We start from the raw sequence: 16907 nt of genomic DNA, 5'->3' as shown, positions 1-16907 counted from the left end.
AGGGCTGCCATGTCGTTCCAACCCTGGGTGGCGACGTGGCAGCGCCGCGGCACCGCTCTCGACCGAGAAGGACGTGACATGCCCGTCAACACGAACCCGTCGAAACCCGGCCAGCCGTCTCCGGCCGTGGTTCTGCGCCACCACGTGGCCGGGGAAGCGGTGGACTCCGCTGGTGAGGCCGACGACGTCGTCGACCCCGCGAACGGTGAACTGCTCGCCCGGTCGCCACGCGGCACCGAGGCCGAGGTCGATCTCGCCGTCGCCGCGGCACGGCACGCGTTCATCCGGTGGTCCGGCAGCACGCCCAAGGACCGGTCGGACGCGCTGCGCCGCATCGCCGACCGCGTCGAGGACAACGCCGGCGAGATCAGCCGAGTCGAAGCCCGCAACGCGGGCAAACCCCTCGCCGCGGCCGTGCAGGAGGTCGCAGCCTCCATCGACAACCTCCGATTCTTCGCGGGCGCCGCGCGCGTCGTGGAGGGACGGGCGGCAGGCGAGTACCTCGACGGCTACACCTCGATGGTCCGCCGCGAACCGGTGGGCGTGATCGGGCAGATCACGCCATGGAACTACCCGTTGCAGATGGCCGCCTGGAAGATCGGCCCCGCGCTCGCGACGGGGAACACGGTCGTGCTCAAGCCCTCCGAGACCACTCCGCTCACGACGCTGATGCTGGCTGAGCTGGCGGCGGAGGAACTGCCATCGGGGGTGCTCAACGTCGTGACCGGTGATGGCCGGACCGGCGCGTCGCTGGCGCGGCACCCCGACGTCGACATGATCGCGCTGACCGGATCTGCCGGTGCCGGCCGTGCTGTCGCGACCGCCGCCGTGCAGACCCTCAAGCGCGTGCACCTCGAACTCGGCGGAAAGGCCCCCGTCGTCGTCTTCGACGACGCGGACCTGGAGTCGGCCGTCGACATCATCACCCGTGTCGGGTACTACAACGCGGGCCAGGACTGCACCGCGGCGACGCGCGTGCTGGTGGCCGACGGTGTCCACGACGAACTGGTGGCCGGACTCGTCGAGCACGCGCGTGACTTCCGCACCGGCGACACGATGTCACCGCTGACCTCGTTGGGACCGCTCAACTCCGCAGCACAACGCGCCAGGGTCGAGGGGTTCCTCGACCGCAGGCCGGACCACACCGAGATCGTGACCGGTGGCCGCCGTCCGGAAGAGCAGGGGTGTTTCCTCGAACCGACCGTCGTGGTCGGTGTGCGTCAGGACGACGAGCTCAGCCAAGCGGAGATCTTCGGGCCGGTTATCACCGTGCAGCGCTTCTCCGGCGAGCCGCAGGCAATCGAGTTCGCCAACGGCACTCCGTACGGCTTGGCGTCCTCGGTCTGGACACGTGATGTCGGCAGGGCGTTGAGGGTCTCCCGCGCGCTGCGCTTCGGCTGCGTGTGGATCAACGACCACCTCCCGCTCGTCTCCGAGATGCCGCACGGCGGTTACGGGCAGTCCGGCTACGGCAAGGACCTCTCGGCGTATGCGCTCGAGGACTTCACCAACATCAAGCATGTCATGGCCAAGCTCAGCTGAACCGAGCGAGCAGGCCCCACCACGTCAACAACCACGAGGACCGGTAATGCGTGTACCTGCGACTTTGAAGAAACCGTTGGTCAGGAAGCTGCTGATAGCTCTGGGGATTCTGACCCTGCTCATGGGTGTCGTGAGCGAGCCCTGGTTGCTGTTCATGAACAAGTCGGTCCGTGAGGCGAGCCCCGCCGGCGAGGTCACCGCCCACGCCTTGCTCATCTCCCACGAACACGACACCAGCGGCACGGTGCAGGTGCTGGAAGCACCCGACGGCACGCGCACCCTCCGCCTGGAGAACCTCAGCACCAGCCTCGGGCCCGATGTGCGGATCTGGCTGTCGGACCAGCCCGTCCAAGCCGGGATCGGCGGCTGGTTCGCCTTCGACGACGGTGACCACCTCGACCTCGGACCGCTCAAAGGCGACCAGGGTGACCAGAACTACGCCATCCCCCACAACGCCGACCTGACCAAGCTCGGCAGCGTCTCCCTGTGGTGCGCCCGCTTCCACGTTTCCTTCGGTGCAGCAGATCTGAACAGCTGACCCCTCCCCTCCTCTGATGCCCCTCTCGTACCCCGTAAAGGTGTGAAATGCCGTGGACCCCGCACGATCGCTCGCCGAGGCGCAGCCGGCACCGTTCTGGCTGGACGATCCGGGCAGACCACCGGCCAATCCCGCGCTGGTAGGGGAGGAGCACTGCGACCTGCTCGTGATCGGAGGCGGATACACGGGCTTGTGGACAGCGCTGATCGCGAAGGAACGCGACCCTCAGCGGGACGTGGTCCTGATCGAGGCCAAGGAGATCGGCTGGGCCGCCTCCGGGCGCAACGGCGGTTTCTGCGCCGCCAGCCTCACCCACGGTTTCGCCAACGGCCTCGACCGCTGGCCGGCCGAGATCACCAGGCTCACCGAACTGGGCGCCCGCAACCTCGACGAAATCGAGGCCGCGGTGGCCCGCTATTCGCTGGACTGCGACTTCGAACGCACCGGCGAGATCGACGTGGCCACCGAACCCCACCAGGTCGGCGAACTGCGCGATGCAGTCGAAGTAGCTGTCCGCCACGGTGTCCGGCTGGACTACCTCGACCGTGACCAGGTGCGCGCCGAGGTCGACTCACCCACGTTCCTCGGCGGACTGCACGATCGGCACGGCGTGGCCATGCTCCACCCCGCCAAACTCGCCTGGGGCCTCAAACGAGCCGTAGCGGGCCTCGGCGTGCGAATCCACGAGAACAGTCCCGTCTCGGCTCTCGGCCGAGACGGGGCCGGCATGACCGCTCACACCCCGTACGGCAAGGTCCACGCCCGCAAGGTCGCACTGGCCACCAACGTGTTCCCATCCCTGCTCAAACGGGTGCGCCCCTACATCGTCCCGGTCTACGACTACGCACTGATGACCGAACCGTTGAACGCCGAACAACTCGCCGCCGTGGGTTGGCGGAATCGCCAAGGGCTCAGCGACTCGGCCAACAGCTTCCACTACTTCCGGCTCAGCGCCGACAACAGAATCCTGTGGGGAGGCTACGACGCGATCTACCCCCACGGCGGCCGCGTCTCCGCCGACCACGATCAGCGCCCGGAAACCAACCTGACACTGGCCAGGAACTTCTTCCAGTGCTTCCCGCAACTGGAAGGACTGCGCTTCAGCCACTCCTGGGGTGGCGCCATCGCCACCAGTTCCCGCTTCTCCGCGTTCTTCGGCACCGCGTACGCCGGCAACGTCGCCTACGTCGCCGGCTACACCGGCCTCGGTGTGGGCGCGACCCGCTTCGGCGCGGAGGTCATGCTCGACCGGTTGGCGGGAGAACGAACTTCGCGCACCGAACTGAGCATGGTGCGCACGAAGCCCCTGCCGTTCCCGCCGGATCCCCTGGCACGAGCGGGAATCGGACTCACCAAGTGGTCCCTCGACCGGGCGGACCGCCGCGCGGGCAAGCGGAACCTGTGGCTGCGCACTCTCGACAGGCTGGGACTGGGATTCGACAGCTGAGGACGAAGGGGTGATTGGCCGCACAGCGCAGGCGAACACTGGTGGCGCGTCTCCGAGCCGTTCTCGGCTGTTCCCGGCTGCGAAGGTTGCGGCGCCGCACCTTCGACCGGAAATACCTGCGACGCTGCAGAACGCGTGACGTGTCCCGTGTTGTGTGATCGCTCGCTGTTGCTGCCGACCTCCCGATCATGACTTGCTGTGTTCAGATGAACACGGGATCAGTCCCGGGTTTGGGTGTGGAATTCTGGAACCAGAACGTCGAGTTCTTCGCCGAACCCGGTGGCCTGGCGCTGGTGCCCGCGCTGGGGGGCCGGTTCGTGTTCAACGCGCACTTCTGCGACGGCAAGGCGCAGTCGGGCGTCCTCATGCCGGGCAAGGCGGGCGACGGCCAGTACGCACAGGCGTTCGGCACGATCCGGGAACGGGCGGCCGCGCTCGGCACCACCGCGATCGTCTCCGAGTTCGGGCACCCGGTCGCCGGCTTCACCTCCGACAAGACCTCCTCGGTGCTCAAGGCGATCTACCAGGGCCTCGACTCCGCGGCGCCGGGCGCGCGCTGGTGGTCGGCGCCGCGCGGCAGCGTGCTCTCGGGCAGCCAGTGGCACTGGGACATCAACCACGGCCGCCACCACGAGCTGATGAACGACAACCCGGCCAAGGTCAAGACCGACGGCGACGCCATGAACGACGAGCACTTCTCGGCGGTCAGGCTCGACGAGACCGGCACGCCGGTGCTCAACGTCGACCGCGCCCTCGTCGACCGCGTCTACCCGCGGGCCGTCGCGGGCACCACGCTCGCGTTCGCCTACGAGGACCGCGTCCACCAGAGCTGGCAGCAGATCCCGCTGCCGAACGTCCGCGCGCTCGTCGGCTCCTCTCCGTTCGCCGTGCTCGTCTGGGACTCCGACGGCGGCCCCGCGCCGACCGAGGTGCACCTGCCGCAGTCGTTGCGCGCACCGCAGGTGATCAGCTCGGCGGCAGCGGCCGTCGAGGGAGACGAGTTGGTCCTGCGGGCACCGGCGGGACGGCAGTTCGCGCTGGTCACGGCCCCGTCGAGCGGTGACGCGGCCGCGGCGGAGGCAGAACTGCGCCGGTGGTACGTAAGCTGGTGAGGTGCGAACAAGGCCCACTTTGACCTGGTCTTCCCCGGGCCCGCCGCTGCCGCGCACCTCGACCCTCACCGACGTCGTCCCGATCGTCGAGGAGGGCGGCGTGCTGGTGCTCAGCGGCGCGGGCCTCTCGACGGAGTCCGGCATCCCCGACTACCGCGGCGAGGGCGGGTCCCTGCGCAAGCACACCCCGATGACCTACGAGGAGTTCACCACCAGCGAGGAGGGCAGGCAGCGCTACTGGGCCCGCAGCCACGTCGGCTGGCGCACCATCGCCCGCGCGCACCCCAACGCCGGCCACCACGCCGTCACCCGGCTGTCGGCCAAGCTGTGCGGCGTCATCACCCAGAACGTCGACGGCCTGCACCAGGCCGCCGGCACCAGGGACGTCGTCGAGCTGCACGGCGGCCTGGACCGGGTGATCTGCCTGGACTGCCGGTCGCTCTCGCCGCGCGCCGAGCTGGACCGGCGGCTGCGCGAGGCCAACCCGGACTTCCACGCGACCACCGACGAGATCAACCCGGACGGCGACGTCTTCCTGCCGGAGGAGCTCGTCAGGGACTTCCGGCTGGTCGGCTGCCGCGAGTGCGGCGGCGTGCTCAAGCCGGACGTCGTGTTCTTCGGCGAGAACGTGCCACGCCCGCGCGTCGAGCAGTGCTACTCGCTCGTCGACCGGGCGAAGTCCCTGCTCGTCCTGGGGTCGTCGCTCACGGTCATGTCCGGGCTGAGGTTCGTGCGCCGCGCGGCCGGGGCCGGCACCCCGGTCGTGATCATCAACCGCGGCGAGACGCGCGGCGACCCGTTCGCGTCGCTGCGGGTCGACCTGCCGCTCGGCGCGTCGCTGACCCGGCTCGCGGACGTGGTGCTGCCGCCTCGGTAGGTCCGGCCGGCCCGGTGGGCCGGGTGGTGTGGCTGGTCCGGTGGTGTGGCTGGTCCGGTGGTGCGGCAGCCCCGGCGGTGCGCTTGCTCCGGCGGTGTGGCTGGCCCGGTGGCGCGGCTGGCCCGGTGGTGCGGCAGCCCTGGCGGTGCGCTTGCTCCGGCGGTGTGGCTGGCCCGGCGGCGCGGCTGGCTCGGCGGTGCGGCTAACCCGGCGGTGCGGCTAACCCGGCGGTCCGGTTAGCCCCGGCAGTCGGGGTTTCGTCAGCTCTGCGTGCGGAAGCGGTCCAGCACGCGCCGCTCCCGCTTCGTCGGCCGTCCGGCACCCCGGTCGCGCCGCGCGATCGGGACGTCGGGCGGGGGCGGGGGAGTGCGGTCGATGAAGCACGTGGCCGCGTCCGCCGCGCCCACCCGCTTCCCGATCACCCGCACGACCTCGACGATCCTGGTCTTGTCGCCGACGCGGGCGCGCACCCGGTCGCCCGGTACGACGGTGGCGGAGGCCTTCGCGGGCTTGTCGTTGATGCGCACGTGACCGCCACGGCACGCCGCGGCGGCGTCCGGCCGGGTCTTCGTCAGCCGGACCGCCCACAACCAGCGGTCGATGCGCGTGGACTCCACCCCGCCATCATGGCACTTCCGGAGATCGCGGAGCCGCCGGGCGGTCGCGCCCGGCGGGACCGGGACGGCCGAGCGTGGAGTTCGTGCGCGGAGCCGTCGTCAGGGGGCGACGGCGCCCATCGCGTCCACCGCGGGCTTGAGACCCAGCATTCGCGACAGCCCCGACAGCTCCAGCACCCGTGCCACCTGGTCGGACGCCGCGGAGAGCCGCAGGCCGCCCGCCGCGGCGGAGGCGCGGGCGTGCCCGCGCACGAGGGCGCTCACCCCGCTGGAGTCGCAGAAGGTCACCGCGGACAGGTCCAGCACGACGTAGCGGTGGCCCTGGTCGAGGAGGCGGTCGAGCCGGGAGAGCAGACGTTCCGAGCCGGAGCCGGCGAGTTCACCGGAGACGGTGAGCAGGGTGGACGCAGGCGACGTCTTCGTCACCGTGACTTCGAGCATTCCGCAGGCGTACCCGGTCTCGCGGCGCTTGAAACCACCCGTCCGGCGTCGCCCTTCCGCAGCACAGCGGCTACGTGCCGTGAATCATTGATCCACCAACGGAAGATCACCGCCGGACGATTCTCCGGAATATTCCCGGCTGCCTCGTATCCGTTCGGTGATGGGCTTTTGGTTATGACCAAAAGCTTCGACGGTAATTTCCGCCGTATGGAGACTGGCGGTGGGGCAGGTGCTTGTTGGGGAGAACATGTCGCCTGGTAGAGGGGAAACAGGGGGAGTAGATGAAGAGGCACGTGCGCGACAGTTTTTTCGTCGTGGGTGAAGGTGTTCTGGAAATCGACGACAAGGGGGAGGCCCTCACGCGTCAGCCCTCCACGGCCGAGGAGTTGCGCAGGTTCCGGTTCTCGCGGCTCGGGCCGAAAGGCCCGCGCACGGACGAGGAGACGCGGGTCGCCCTCGCGACCGCGATCACGGCGAACGTGCCGCAGGCCGACGACCCGGCGGTACCGGCCGGGTTCACCTACCTGGGCCAGTTCGTCGACCACGACCTGACCATGGACCGCACCGAGTCGCAGCTCGGCCAGGACGTCAACCTCGACGAGCTGCTGCAGGGCCGCTCGCCCGCGCTGGACCTCGACTCGGTCTACGGCCGCGGTCCGCGCGACAAGGACGACCAGGCGTTCTACGCCGAGGACGGCGTGAAGCTCAAGGTCGGCACCACGACGCCGGTGCCGTTCCCGGACGAGGGCACCAACGTGCCGTTCGAGGGCTTCGACCTGCCGCGCCGCGGCGGGACGGCGGGCACGGCGGCGGATCGGCGGCTCCCGCTGATCCCCGACCCCCGCAACGACGAGAACCTCGCGGTGGCGCAGACGCACCTCGCGTTCATCCGCTTCCACAACCGGGTGGTCGACGAGCTCGCGCTCACCGGTCTCACGGGCGAGCGGCTGTTCCGCGCCGCCAAGGAGCTCGTGGTGCGGCACTACCAGTGGCTGCTCAAGACCGACTTCCTGCCGCGCCTGGTCGACCCGGCGATCGTGGACGACGTCTTCGCCAACGGCCGCAGGTTCTTCGAGGTGCCGGGCCGGCACTACGGGCGGGACAACTCGCCGACCATGCCGATCGAGTTCTCGGTCGCCTCGTACCGCTTCGGGCACAGCCAGGTCCGCGCCGCCTACCAGTGGAACCGGGTGTTCAACTCGACCGGGCCCGGCGGGCCGGGGACGCTGTTCGCGCTGTTCACGTTCACCGGCGTGAGCGGCAACTTCGACCCGAGCTCGCAGACGCCCGGCGACCTCGACGACGTCGACCGGGGCCCGATCTTCACGCTGCCCAGCAACTGGATCGCGGACTTCCGGCGCCTGTACGACTTCGCCGAGGCCGAGCGCGACGACCTGGTGCCACCGGCCGAGTTCGGCGGCGGCAACGTCGCCAAGCGGATCGACACGCTGCTGGTCGACCCGTTGACGCAGCTCCCCGCCGGCACGTTCGGCGGACGTGGCACGGTGTTCCGCGAGATCGAGCGCAACCTCGCGTTCCGCAACCTGACCAGGGCCTCGATGATGGAGCTCGCGACCGGTCAGCAGATCGCCGCGCTCTTCGGCGTCGAGCCGCTCACCGCCGAGCAGATCCTCGTGGGCAACGGCGGCGCCGTCGTCGAGGGCCTGTCGGAGGAGCAGCGGACGCAGCTCGTGACGGCGACCCCGCTGTGGTTCTACGTCCTGCGCGAGGCGGAGATCGGCAACGGGCGGATGGGCCCGGTCGGCGGGCGGATCACCGCGGAGGTCTTCCACCGCGCGATGGAGGGCAGCCGGATCTCGATCGTGCGCTCGCCGTACTGGCGGCCGACGCTCGGACCGGACTCCAGCACGTTCCGCATGGTCGACCTGCTGCTGTTCGCGTTCGAGGGCAAGGCGGACCTGCTCAACCCGCTCGGCGACCCGCAGAGCGCGCCGCAGCCGGGCGCCTGATCCGCCCTCACATCTCCTGTCCGGCACCTCCTGTCTGGGCACCTTTGTCTGGGCACCTCCTGTCTGGCTGGGTGGTGGCAGTCAGACAGGAGAGGGAGATCGAAATGGCACGTCCGGAAACCGCACGACGCGAAAGCGCGGAAGAACGCGTCACCCGTTTCGCGGGCGACGCGGGAATTCCGCTGCTGCGCATTGGGCTGGGGGTCGTGTACCTCTGGTTCGGCGTGCTGAAGCTCTTTCCCGGTGGCAGCCCTGCCGAGGATCTCGTCGAACGCACGGTGTCCGCGCTGACGTTCGGGATCATTCACGCCGACGGGGCGAGACTGACCGCCGCGATCACCGAGATCGGGATCGCGCTGGTCCTGCTGAGCTTCCGCGCACCGCGCTGCTGCGCGGTCCTGCTGATCGGGCACGTCGTGCTGGTGTCGACACCGCTGGTGTTGTTCGCCGGTGAGATGTGGCCGGGTCCGCTGCGGGCGTCGTTCGAAGCGCAGTACATCCTGAAGAACCTGGTGACCGTCGCCGCGGCGGTGGTCATCGCCTCGTCGCGCCCGAGGGTGCGATGACGCGGGGAGCCGCCCGGCTCGGGGTCGGGCGGCTCCCCGTCGGCAGCCCGGCGCAGTACGGTGCCGATCATGGGGGGATCGTTCGCGCCGTTGGCGCACCCGGCGTTCCGCTGGCTCTTCGGCGCCCGCGTGACGACGATGGCCGGAAACGCGATGGCGCAGATCGCGCTCGTGTTCGCCGTGCGGGACGTGACCGAGTCGGTCACGACGCTCGGCCTCGTCGTGGCGGCGCGCTCGGCCGCGAACGTGCTGTTCCTGCTGTGGGGCGGCGTCGTCGCGGATCGGCTGCCCCGCCAGCTCGTGCTCGTCGGCTCGTCCGCGGTGTCGGCGGCGAGCCAGGCCCTGCTGGCCGTCCTGGTGCTGACCGGCGCGGTGTCGATCCCGGCGTTCGTGGTGCTGGCGGTCGTGAACGGCATGTCGAGCGCCTTCTCCCTGCCCGCCTCCGCCGCGCTGGCGCCGCAGACCGTGCCCGCCGAGCAGCGGCAGCGGGCGAACGCGCTGCTGCGCCTCGGGCGGAACTCGTCGATGATCGCGGGCGCGTCGCTGGGTGGCCTGCTGATCGCGTTCGCCGGGCCGGGCTGGGGTCTCGCGGTGGACGCGCTGTCGTTCGCCCTGGCCGGCCTGTGCTTCTCGTTCGTGCGCGTGGCGGCCGCGGAGGTCCCCGCCGGTCACCGGCCCGGTGCGCTCTCCGAGCTGCGGGCCGGCTGGGCGGAGTTCGTGTCGCGGACCTGGGTGTGGGTCGTCGTCGTGGCCTTCACCTTCGTCAACGCGGCGTACGCGGGTGGCACGATGGTCCTCGGCCCGGTCCTCGCCGACACCGTGATGGGCCGCGAGACGTGGGGTTTCGTGCTGGCCGCGCAGACCGCGGGCATGGTCGCGGGGGCTCTCGTCGCGCTGCGGACGAGGATGCGCAGACCGCTGCTGTTCGGCGCGGTGTGCGTGGTGGCGTTCGCGTTCCTGCCGCTGGCGCTCGCCCTGCGCCCGGAGCCGTGGCTGCTCATGGTCGCGGCGTTCGCGTGCGGGCTGTGCCAGGAGCAGTTCGGGGTGGCCTGGGAGACGTCGCTGCAGCAGCACGTGCCGCAGGACCGGCTCGCGCGGGTCTACTCCTACGACATGCTGGGGTCGCTGGTGGCGGTGCCCCTGGCCCAGCTCGCCGTCGGGCCGGTGTCGGGCGTCGCCGGGATCACCGCGACCCTGCTCGGCTGCGCGGCGCTGCCCGTGCTCGCGGCGGTGGCGATGGTGCTGTCCCGGTCCGTGCGGTCGGTGGGCAACACGCCGGTGGTCCTTTCGAGTCGCTGATCCATCGGTTCCTGATGTACAACGCTGGGATGAAGCTGAAGCGGATCACCGCGTTGTGCGCGGCGCTCACGACGGCTGCCGCCACCACCGCGCCGGTGGCCGCCGCGGACAGCTCCCCGCTGGCGGAGCGCCTGCGGGAAGCGGTCGTCGCGCAGAACTTCAAGGACGTCATCGACCTGACCCCGCCGGAGCCCGGCGCGCGGGCCGCGGGGCGGCAGGAGAAGTACGACTCCACCCCAGCCGAGCTGAGGACCAGGGCACGGGCGCTGTCCACCGGCAAGCCGCTGCACCAGACGCCGAACCTGGACGTGGCCGTCATCGGGCTCGATCCCGCCGGTCGTCCCACGACCGTGGCGAACGTGCTGCTCAGCCCCCGGCACCCGAACGGGGTCGTGGTGCCGGTCCAGCCGCAGGCGCTGTCCACCGACCAGGTGCGCTACCGCTGGTGGGACGACGCCGAATGGGACCTCACCGGTGTGGGGACGCAGGACGTGCTGCCGGGCCGGGAGAACGCGCCGATCGACTTCGCCTCGCCGTACCCGGCGTCGGTGCTGAAGCTGATGGTCGGCTTCGGCGTGCTGCGCCTGGCCGACCAGGGCAGGATCGACCTCGACGCCGACTACGCCTACGACCCGAACCCGGTGCGCGAGGCGTGCGGCGGGCCGTCGGTGAAGAGGGTCCGGCAGCACTTCGACGAGATGATCACGAAGTCGCAGAACGAGTCCACCTGCGCGCTGGTCAAGCTGATCCACGACCTGGGCGCGTGGGACGAGGTCAACCGGACGTTCGCCGACCTGGGCATGCCGACGCTGATGGTCACCGGGACCAACCCCGGCAACGGCAGCAGCTGGGGCGGCTCGAACATGAGCGGCCTCGACACCGCCAAGCTCCTGCTGCTGGTCAACGGCGGCCCGAACGTGCTGTGGACGACCGGGCAGGGCAGGCAGGTCACCGCCGACGAGCTCTCGCCGTCGTCGCGGCAGTTCTTCCAGCAGACGCTCGCGAACCAGGGCCACAACGAGATGCTGTCCACGCCGAACTGGTGCGGGCGCGACTACCCGGTGCAGGGCATCCCGCAGCAGGTGGCGGCGCGCTGGATCCAGCCGGACGGCACCCTCAGGGTCGGCGACGCGGTCTACGACCGCGACGTGCGCCCGTGCAACGAGGCCGCCGAGGTGACCTTCGCGCACAAGACCGGCTGGGTCAACACCGCCGGTACCGACGCGGGCATCGTGAAGTCGTTGCCCGGCAAGCAGAAGCGCGACTACATCGTCGTCGTGTTCGGCAACCTCGGCATGGACTACGTCGACGCCGGGCGCCCGGCCGACCCGCCCGGCGTGTTCCCGGTGCTGTACACGCAGAAGTACGCGCAGCTCGGCAAGGCCATCGACGCCATCATGAAGACCGGGTAGGGCACCGGTGCCGAGGTCCCGCCGGCCGCGACGGGACCTCGGCGCCGGCTCAGACCGCCGCGGTGCCGATCAGCCCGTTGCGCGTCACCCGCGCCGCGAGCTCCTCCTCGCCGAGGTGCTCGGTGCCCTCCGGCCGGCGGGGGAGCACCATGTACCGCGACTCGGCGTTCGCGTCCCACACCCGGATCTCGGTGCTCTCCGGCAGGGTGAGCCCGAACTGCTCCAGCACCTCACGCGGGTGGCTGACCACCCTCGACCGGTAGGCCGGGCTCTTGTACCAGGTGGGGGACGGTCCGAGCAGCGAGAGCGGGTAGCAGCTGCACAGCGTGCACACGATGACGTTGTGCACGTCCTCGGTGTTCTCGACGACGTGCAGTCGTTGCACCTGCAGCCCGCCGCCCATCGACAACCCGAGCTCTGGCAGCGCCTCGTTCGCGTTCTCCAGCAGCCGCGCCTTGAAGTCCTCGTCGGTCCACGCGCGGGCGACCACCCGGAAGCCGTTGGCCGGTGAGGCCTTGGCCGTGAACGCCTCCAGCACGCGGTCGAGCTCCCGCGCGTCCAGCAGCCCCTTCTCCTCCAGGACCGCTTCCAGCTCCCGCACGCGTGCGGCGATCGGGGAGTCGTCGTGGTCGTCACTCATCGCTGAGGTAGCCCTCCCAAAGGGACAGCGTCACGCTGTGATCGCCGTGGCCGAACAGTTCCCGTGCCGTGAACCTCACCAGGTAGACCTGCTGGGGACGCTCCACCCCCTGCGCCCGCAGGTCCGCCAGCGGGTGCACGCCGTCGTCGCCGACGACCGTGCCGACGCACCCGCGTACGTAATGCGGCAGCCGGGTGTGGTGGTCCGGGTCCACCGCGGACGTCCGCACCCGGTCGCCCGCGTGGTAGCGCTCAGACAACGCCCCGCTCCTCGAGCAACGTCCGGATGGCCCGGAACCAGTTCTCGTAGTACGAGGACTCGTGCGTCATCGTCCGCTCGACGGCGTCCCGGAACTCGTCCAGGTTGTAGATGCCCCGCCCGATCAGCGAGCGGTTCATCGCGAGCACGTGCGCTTCCCAGTCGGCGTGGAAGGGCGGTTCGTCGAGCTCCTCGAGCACCGGCCCGAACCCGTCCTGCCCGCCGACGTCGTTGATCCTCGGCATCTCACCTCCTGCGCTCGACCAGATTCTGCGCCGCCTCCCGCCAGTTCGGGAAGCGGAACTCGAATCCCGCCCGCGTGAGCCTGCCGGGAACGACCCGCCGGCTCTTCAGCAGCAGCTCGGTGTCGGTCCTGAGCGCGAACGCCCCGATCTCGGCCATCCACCGCGTCGCGGGCAGCCCGGCCGGGACGCGCCAGGCCCTCCTGAGCTCGCGCATGAGGTCCCGCTGCGGCAGCGGGCCCGGCGCCGCGAGGTTGACGGCGCCCGCGATCGGTTCCCTGATCAGCAGCGCGACCGCGCGCACGAAGTCGTCGTCGTGGATCCACGAGACGTACTGCCGCCCACCGGCGACCGGCCCGCCGAGCCCGAGCCGGGTGAGCCACGACAGGTAGTCGAACACACCGCCCCGGTCGGGGCTCATCACCATCGCCGCCCGCAGCGCGACCTTGCGGGTGTGCGGGGTGTCGGCCTCGTCCAGCTCCGCCTCCCACCGCTTGGCGATCTCGACGCTGTAGGCCCAGTACCCGGGCACGTCCGGCTCGCGCCCGCCGATGATCCCGGTCTCCTCGTCGTTCGCCGCGTCGAACCGGTGCGCGTAGATCGTCGCCGTGCTCATCTGCAACCAGACCCGAGGCGGCCGCTCGGCCCGCGCGACGGCCTCGCCGACCACCCGCGCCGAGTCGATCCGCGACCGCATCATCTGCCGGAGGTTCTCCGCGGTGTAACGGCAGCTCACGCTGCGCCCGGCGAGGTTGACGACCACGTCGGCCCCGTCGATCTCGCGGGCCCACGGGCCCAGCGTCCGCCCGTCCCACCGCACTCCGCTGCTCCGGCTGATGACCACCACCTCGTGGCCTGCCGCCGCGAACGCGCGGCTGAGCACGCCGCCCACCTGCCCGGTGCCACCGGGAATCACGATCTTCATGTCGCCCCCTCGTGGCCGAAGCTAGCCCCCGTCCGCTGAGAGTCGTTTCAGCTGGGCGGCCCTGACCATCCCGTGTGGACCGCGAGCGGCCGCACGCCCGCATCGCCGGGCCGCCTCGGGTAACGCGGGGTCGGCGGCGCCGATGGAGGGGTGTGCGCCTCACCCTCCTCGCCGCCGCGTCGCTGCTCGCCGCCTGCACCTCGGCCCCGCAGGCCGCGCCGGCGCAGGCCCCGCAGGCGCCGACGACCGTCGAGCAGCCCGCCGGAACCGGCCCGAACTGCGCGAACGCCAACTCGTCCGTCGTGGGCAAGGCGCTCGGCCTGCGGTTGCAGGGACAGCGGGAGACCGTCGAGAAGGCCGTCACCACCTGCACGTACGTGGGTCCCGGCATGCCGGTCGAGGTGCGGTTCACCACCGGCGCGACCGCCGCGGCGTTCGCCAGGGCCAGGCCGGCGGCGGCCAAGGCCATCGCGAACTTCCACGACGAGGCCTACGAGACCACCGCGGGCGGGTCGGAGACCACCCAGCACACCGTGGTCGCGCGCAAGGGCAAGACGCAGATCGAGGTGGTCTCGCCCGCGGGCGTCGAGCCGTCGAAGAAGCTGATCGACGACCTGTTCGGCCGGATCTGACCGGGACTTCCGGGGACGTCGGCCCGGTTCGGACGGGTGGTGGCCGGTCCGGGCACCACCTCACCCGCCCGGCGCCCGTCCCCCGACCGGCTCGTCGAAGAACGACAGCACCCGCCCTCCCGGCGCGAGCCACGGGCGCACCAGCGCGTGCGCACGATCCGGGTCGCGGTGGAACAGCCCGACGCGGACGGCGAAGACGAGGTCGAAGCGGCGGTCGCCGAGGTGCACGTCCTCCAGCGACGCGATGAGGAACTCCGCTTTGCCCGACGCCACGTGCGCGGCGTTGCGGCGGGTCGCGGCCTCGACCATCTTCGTGGAGCGGTCGATCGCGGTGAGCGTGCCGGTGGACAGCAGCTCGCACACCAGCGCGGCGGCGACGCCCTGGCCGCAGCCGATCTCCAGCACCCGGTCGCCTGGGCGGACCGCGAGTTGGCCGACCACCTCGCGCAGACGCTCGCTCATGGTCCACATCATGCGTCACCGCGGCGGGCGGAGCCACTGCCCACAGCACCTCCCGCGGGGCCGTCTTGCAAGCCTCAGCCCAGGTTGACCATCCAGCTCACGCCGAACCTGCCGGTGAGGTCGCCGTACTCGTCGCCCCACATCTGCTTCTCGAGCGGTGTGCGGACCTCGCCGCCTTCGGAGAGCTTGGCGAAGTACTCGCGCAGCACCTCTTCGTCGCCGGACAACGACACCGTGATGGCGGAGCCGGAGCGGTGCTCGAAGCCCGGCGGCGTGTCGGAGGCCATGAGCGTGTAGCCGAGCTCGGTCTCGAGCCGCGCGTGCAGGATCTAAGCCCCCGCCGGATCCCGGCGGGGGCTTCGTGCTGCCTGGTCCGCTCGATGACGAGATTTCTCTTGCAGCGCACGAATTCTGGTCTCGCACTGTCGAAACGGGACGGTCCTGTTCGACGTGGGGGTGAGAGCGAAAACCGTGGGGAGGAACCGAAGATGTCCACCACCCGTTGCACCGCCGCCGTCCTGCGAGTGCTGCTCCGCGGCCGGGTCGCACCCGCCGTGCTCACCGCGCTGGGCTTCCTGCCGGACTCGGGCCACCTCGCCGCCGCGATCGTCCTCTGCCTGGGCGAGACCGTCCTCGCGCTGCGCTCGCAGACCTGGCCGGCCGCCCGGCCCGCGGCGCGGGAGACCGCCGGTGACTACCGCGCCACGAACGTCGCGAGCAGCGCCTGCACCTCGTAGACGTCGACGCCCTTGCCGAACTGCTTGCAGATCGGCACGTCACTGCTCGAGACCCAGATCTTCAGCTCGGCGTCCAGGTCGAAGTGACCGGCCGTCTCCACGCTGAACTGCGTGATCGCCTTGTACGGCACCGAGTGGTACTCGACCTTCTTGCCCGTCACGCCCTGCTTGTCGACCATGATCAGCCGCCGGTCGGTGAACAGGAACGAGTCGCGCAGCAGCTGGTACGCCGCGTGTACCGGTTCCCCCTGGGCCAGCAGGCGCCCGAACTCCTGCGCGGCCGCCCTCGGGTCGAGCTTCGACGCGTTCCCCATCATCCCGCTGAGAAGTCCCATGCGTCCACGTTTACCAGGCCTTCCCGGACCTTGCGGCGCTCGCGGGTGAACACCGCCCGGCTTCTCGGCGAGGAACGCGAACAGGCCGAACTCCTCCGGCGTCAGCTCCACCTCGGCGCCGCCGAGGTGCACGCGCCGCCCGCGCCGGTCGATCCGCACCCGCGCGCGCCGCGGCACCGCGCACATCCGTGCGACGACCTCCCGCTCCCCGAACGGTTTCGAGGCCGTCGGCGTCGGGCAGCCCGCAGACCGGCGACTCCACCAGCAGCACCCGCATGAGCCCGGTCATCCCCCCTGCGACGGCAGGGCGTTGCGCAACCGGATGCCGCTCCACTGGAGCGAACTGCGCGTGACCTCGTCGCAGAACGGCCACAACCGGGGCAGCACCCGCAGCGCGATCCCCGCCTCCTCGTGCAGCGCGAACAGGTCGCCCACCCGTTCGGCCGGGCCCAGCGGCACGACCGGCTCGGTCGCCACCACCGCGGACCCGCCTCCTCCCCCGTCCGCCTCGAACGGCCGGAACGGCGCGGCGTCGAACCGGTAGGCGTACAGCTCGACGGTCCGCATGCGTTCCAGCCACCCGTACTCGACGGCGTGCACCCTCTCACCGCAGCCGGGTCCGACGATCCGGTCGCGGTCGGCCGCGGACGAACCGGGACCCGTCCACGCCATCACCCGCGGGCACTGGCGGGGAAACCAGTAGTCGGGACAGCGCCGCGCGTCCACCGCCCGGACGTACTCGCCGGGCTGCCGCGCGGTGGCGGCGAGGTGCGGGACGAAGCGGGTGATCGAGGGGTCTTCGGAGAAGTGCAACACCTGGCCGGGTTCGGGGCGCATGTGGTCATACTGGCCCGC

At 70.9% G+C, this 16907-nt stretch carries 21 protein-coding genes; 11 read left to right on the top strand and 10 right to left on the bottom strand.

All coding sequences use genetic code 11. From position 1 onward, the window contains the following. Positions 1–78: 78 nt before the first annotated feature. From BMW88_RS14440 to BMW88_RS14420, 5 genes are all read left to right on the top strand, one after another. Complete coding sequence (locus BMW88_RS14440; RefSeq protein WP_089951346.1) at positions 79–1542, top strand: gamma-aminobutyraldehyde dehydrogenase; 1464 nt, start codon at positions 79–81, stop codon at positions 1540–1542. Between the two features lie 64 nt (positions 1543–1606). Beyond that, the gene (locus BMW88_RS14435) at positions 1607–2080 is read left to right on the top strand and encodes a DM13 domain-containing protein (RefSeq protein ID WP_245777780.1); all 474 of its coding nucleotides are present in this window, start codon (positions 1607–1609) and stop codon (positions 2078–2080) included. A 52-nt stretch (positions 2081–2132) separates the two neighbouring features. Further along, complete coding sequence (locus tag BMW88_RS14430; RefSeq protein WP_089951209.1) at positions 2133–3527, top strand: NAD(P)/FAD-dependent oxidoreductase; 1395 nt, start codon at positions 2133–2135, stop codon at positions 3525–3527. A gap of 236 nt (positions 3528–3763) precedes the next feature. Continuing rightward, complete coding sequence (locus tag BMW88_RS14425; RefSeq protein ID WP_089951208.1) at positions 3764–4639, top strand: hypothetical protein; 876 nt, start codon at positions 3764–3766, stop codon at positions 4637–4639. 1 nt (position 4640) lies between these two features. Then, positions 4641–5516 (top strand): NAD-dependent protein deacetylase, encoded by an 876-nt coding sequence (locus BMW88_RS14420; protein WP_089951207.1) that lies wholly within the window; start codon positions 4641–4643, stop codon positions 5514–5516. A gap of 260 nt (positions 5517–5776) precedes the next feature. Here BMW88_RS14420 and BMW88_RS14415 read toward each other — a convergent pair whose 3' ends face one another. Both BMW88_RS14415 and BMW88_RS14410 read right to left on the bottom strand, forming a co-directional pair. After that, the gene (locus BMW88_RS14415) at positions 5777–6133 is read right to left on the bottom strand and encodes an RNA-binding S4 domain-containing protein (RefSeq protein ID WP_089951206.1); all 357 of its coding nucleotides are present in this window, start codon (positions 6131–6133) and stop codon (positions 5777–5779) included. 99 nt (positions 6134–6232) lie between these two features. After that, the gene (locus BMW88_RS14410) at positions 6233–6574 is read right to left on the bottom strand and encodes an STAS domain-containing protein (RefSeq protein WP_089951205.1); all 342 of its coding nucleotides are present in this window, start codon (positions 6572–6574) and stop codon (positions 6233–6235) included. A gap of 314 nt (positions 6575–6888) precedes the next feature. Here BMW88_RS14410 and BMW88_RS14405 point away from each other — a divergent pair, with 314 nt between their 5' ends. The 4 genes from BMW88_RS14405 (at position 6889) to BMW88_RS14390 (ending at position 11821) form a co-directional block, all read left to right on the top strand. After that, complete coding sequence (locus BMW88_RS14405; protein WP_245777779.1) at positions 6889–8544, top strand: peroxidase family protein; 1656 nt, start codon at positions 6889–6891, stop codon at positions 8542–8544. A 104-nt stretch (positions 8545–8648) separates the two neighbouring features. Next, entirely contained in the window at positions 8649–9110 is a 462-nt protein-coding gene (locus BMW88_RS14400) for a DoxX family protein (RefSeq protein ID WP_143116072.1), read from the top strand. A 69-nt stretch (positions 9111–9179) separates the two neighbouring features. Further along, positions 9180–10409, top strand: coding sequence for an MFS transporter (locus BMW88_RS14395; RefSeq protein ID WP_089951202.1), 1230 nt, complete (start codon positions 9180–9182; stop codon positions 10407–10409). 29 nt (positions 10410–10438) lie between these two features. Further along, entirely contained in the window at positions 10439–11821 is a 1383-nt protein-coding gene (locus BMW88_RS14390; protein ID WP_245777778.1) for a serine hydrolase, read from the top strand. 49 nt (positions 11822–11870) lie between these two features. On the opposite strand, the gene BMW88_RS14385 is transcribed toward BMW88_RS14390, so the two are convergent. The 4 genes from BMW88_RS14385 to BMW88_RS14370 are packed head-to-tail and all read right to left on the bottom strand — an operon-like array spanning position 11871 to position 13886. After that, entirely contained in the window at positions 11871–12461 is a 591-nt protein-coding gene (locus BMW88_RS14385) for a nitrile hydratase subunit alpha (RefSeq protein WP_089951200.1), read from the bottom strand. Beyond that, the gene (locus BMW88_RS44305) at positions 12454–12720 is read right to left on the bottom strand and encodes an SH3-like domain-containing protein (RefSeq protein WP_089951199.1); all 267 of its coding nucleotides are present in this window, start codon (positions 12718–12720) and stop codon (positions 12454–12456) included. Before BMW88_RS44305 ends, BMW88_RS14385 begins: the two co-directional genes overlap by 8 nt. Beyond that, positions 12713–12964: an SH3-like domain-containing protein gene (locus BMW88_RS44300; RefSeq protein ID WP_089951198.1), complete on the bottom strand. Its 252-nt coding sequence runs from the start codon at positions 12962–12964 to the stop codon at positions 12713–12715. The genes BMW88_RS44305 and BMW88_RS44300 overlap by 8 nt, the downstream gene beginning before the upstream one ends. Position 12965: 1 nt before the next feature. Beyond that, complete coding sequence (locus BMW88_RS14370; protein ID WP_089951197.1) at positions 12966–13886, bottom strand: epimerase; 921 nt, start codon at positions 13884–13886, stop codon at positions 12966–12968. 152 nt (positions 13887–14038) lie between these two features. Between BMW88_RS14370 and BMW88_RS14365 the strand changes: the two genes are divergently transcribed. Further along, positions 14039–14518, top strand: coding sequence for a hypothetical protein (locus tag BMW88_RS14365; protein ID WP_089951196.1), 480 nt, complete (start codon positions 14039–14041; stop codon positions 14516–14518). Between the two features lie 60 nt (positions 14519–14578). Here the strand turns inward: BMW88_RS14365 and BMW88_RS14360 are convergent, their stop codons facing one another. Next, entirely contained in the window at positions 14579–14980 is a 402-nt protein-coding gene (locus tag BMW88_RS14360) for a class I SAM-dependent methyltransferase (RefSeq protein WP_218148060.1), read from the bottom strand. 74 nt (positions 14981–15054) lie between these two features. Beyond that, positions 15055–15267: a VOC family protein gene (locus BMW88_RS14355; RefSeq protein WP_089951194.1), complete on the bottom strand. Its 213-nt coding sequence runs from the start codon at positions 15265–15267 to the stop codon at positions 15055–15057. Between the two features lie 201 nt (positions 15268–15468). Here BMW88_RS14355 and BMW88_RS14350 point away from each other — a divergent pair, with 201 nt between their 5' ends. Further along, entirely contained in the window at positions 15469–15717 is a 249-nt protein-coding gene (locus tag BMW88_RS14350) for a hypothetical protein (protein ID WP_089951193.1), read from the top strand. Here the strand turns inward: BMW88_RS14350 and BMW88_RS14345 are convergent. Together BMW88_RS14345 and BMW88_RS14340 are read right to left on the bottom strand one after the other, a co-directional pair. Continuing rightward, positions 15675–16052 carry a PH domain-containing protein gene (locus tag BMW88_RS14345; protein WP_089951345.1) on the bottom strand — a complete coding sequence of 126 codons (378 nt, stop codon included), beginning with the start codon at positions 16050–16052 and terminating at the stop codon, positions 15675–15677. The two genes, BMW88_RS14350 and BMW88_RS14345, sit on opposite strands and share 43 nt — an antisense overlap. A 285-nt stretch (positions 16053–16337) precedes the next feature. Further along, entirely contained in the window at positions 16338–16889 is a 552-nt protein-coding gene (locus BMW88_RS14340; RefSeq protein WP_089951192.1) for a DUF6886 family protein, read from the bottom strand. Between the last annotated feature and the right edge of the window lie 18 nt (positions 16890–16907).

This window comes from Lentzea xinjiangensis, from assembly GCF_900110955.1.
Taxonomy (GTDB): domain Bacteria; phylum Actinomycetota; class Actinomycetes; order Mycobacteriales; family Pseudonocardiaceae; genus Lentzea; species Lentzea xinjiangensis.
This window is presented reverse-complemented; position numbering and strand designations above follow the sequence as displayed.

Coding starts and splice junctions, on each gene's coding strand:
- BMW88_RS14440 (WP_089951346.1), top strand. CDS start 79: ATGCCCGTCAACACGAACCCGTCGAAACCCGGCCAGCCGTCTCCGGCC.
- BMW88_RS14410 (WP_089951205.1), bottom strand. CDS start 6,574: ATGCTCGAAGTCACGGTGACGAAGACGTCGCCTGCGTCCACCCTGCTC.
- BMW88_RS14400 (WP_143116072.1), top strand. CDS start 8,649: ATGGCACGTCCGGAAACCGCACGACGCGAAAGCGCGGAAGAACGCGTC.
- BMW88_RS14395 (WP_089951202.1), top strand. CDS start 9,180: ATGGGGGGATCGTTCGCGCCGTTGGCGCACCCGGCGTTCCGCTGGCTC.
- BMW88_RS14390 (WP_245777778.1), top strand. CDS start 10,439: ATGAAGCTGAAGCGGATCACCGCGTTGTGCGCGGCGCTCACGACGGCT.
- BMW88_RS14385 (WP_089951200.1), bottom strand. CDS start 12,461: ATGAGTGACGACCACGACGACTCCCCGATCGCCGCACGCGTGCGGGAG.
- BMW88_RS44300 (WP_089951198.1), bottom strand. CDS start 12,964: ATGCCGAGGATCAACGACGTCGGCGGGCAGGACGGGTTCGGGCCGGTG.
- BMW88_RS14370 (WP_089951197.1), bottom strand. CDS start 13,886: ATGAAGATCGTGATTCCCGGTGGCACCGGGCAGGTGGGCGGCGTGCTC.
- BMW88_RS14360 (WP_218148060.1), bottom strand. CDS start 14,980: ATGAGCGAGCGTCTGCGCGAGGTGGTCGGCCAACTCGCGGTCCGCCCA.
- BMW88_RS14355 (WP_089951194.1), bottom strand. CDS start 15,267: ATGGCCTCCGACACGCCGCCGGGCTTCGAGCACCGCTCCGGCTCCGCC.
- BMW88_RS14350 (WP_089951193.1), top strand. CDS start 15,469: ATGTCCACCACCCGTTGCACCGCCGCCGTCCTGCGAGTGCTGCTCCGC.
- BMW88_RS14345 (WP_089951345.1), bottom strand. CDS start 16,052: ATGGGACTTCTCAGCGGGATGATGGGGAACGCGTCGAAGCTCGACCCG.
- BMW88_RS14340 (WP_089951192.1), bottom strand. CDS start 16,889: ATGCGCCCCGAACCCGGCCAGGTGTTGCACTTCTCCGAAGACCCCTCG.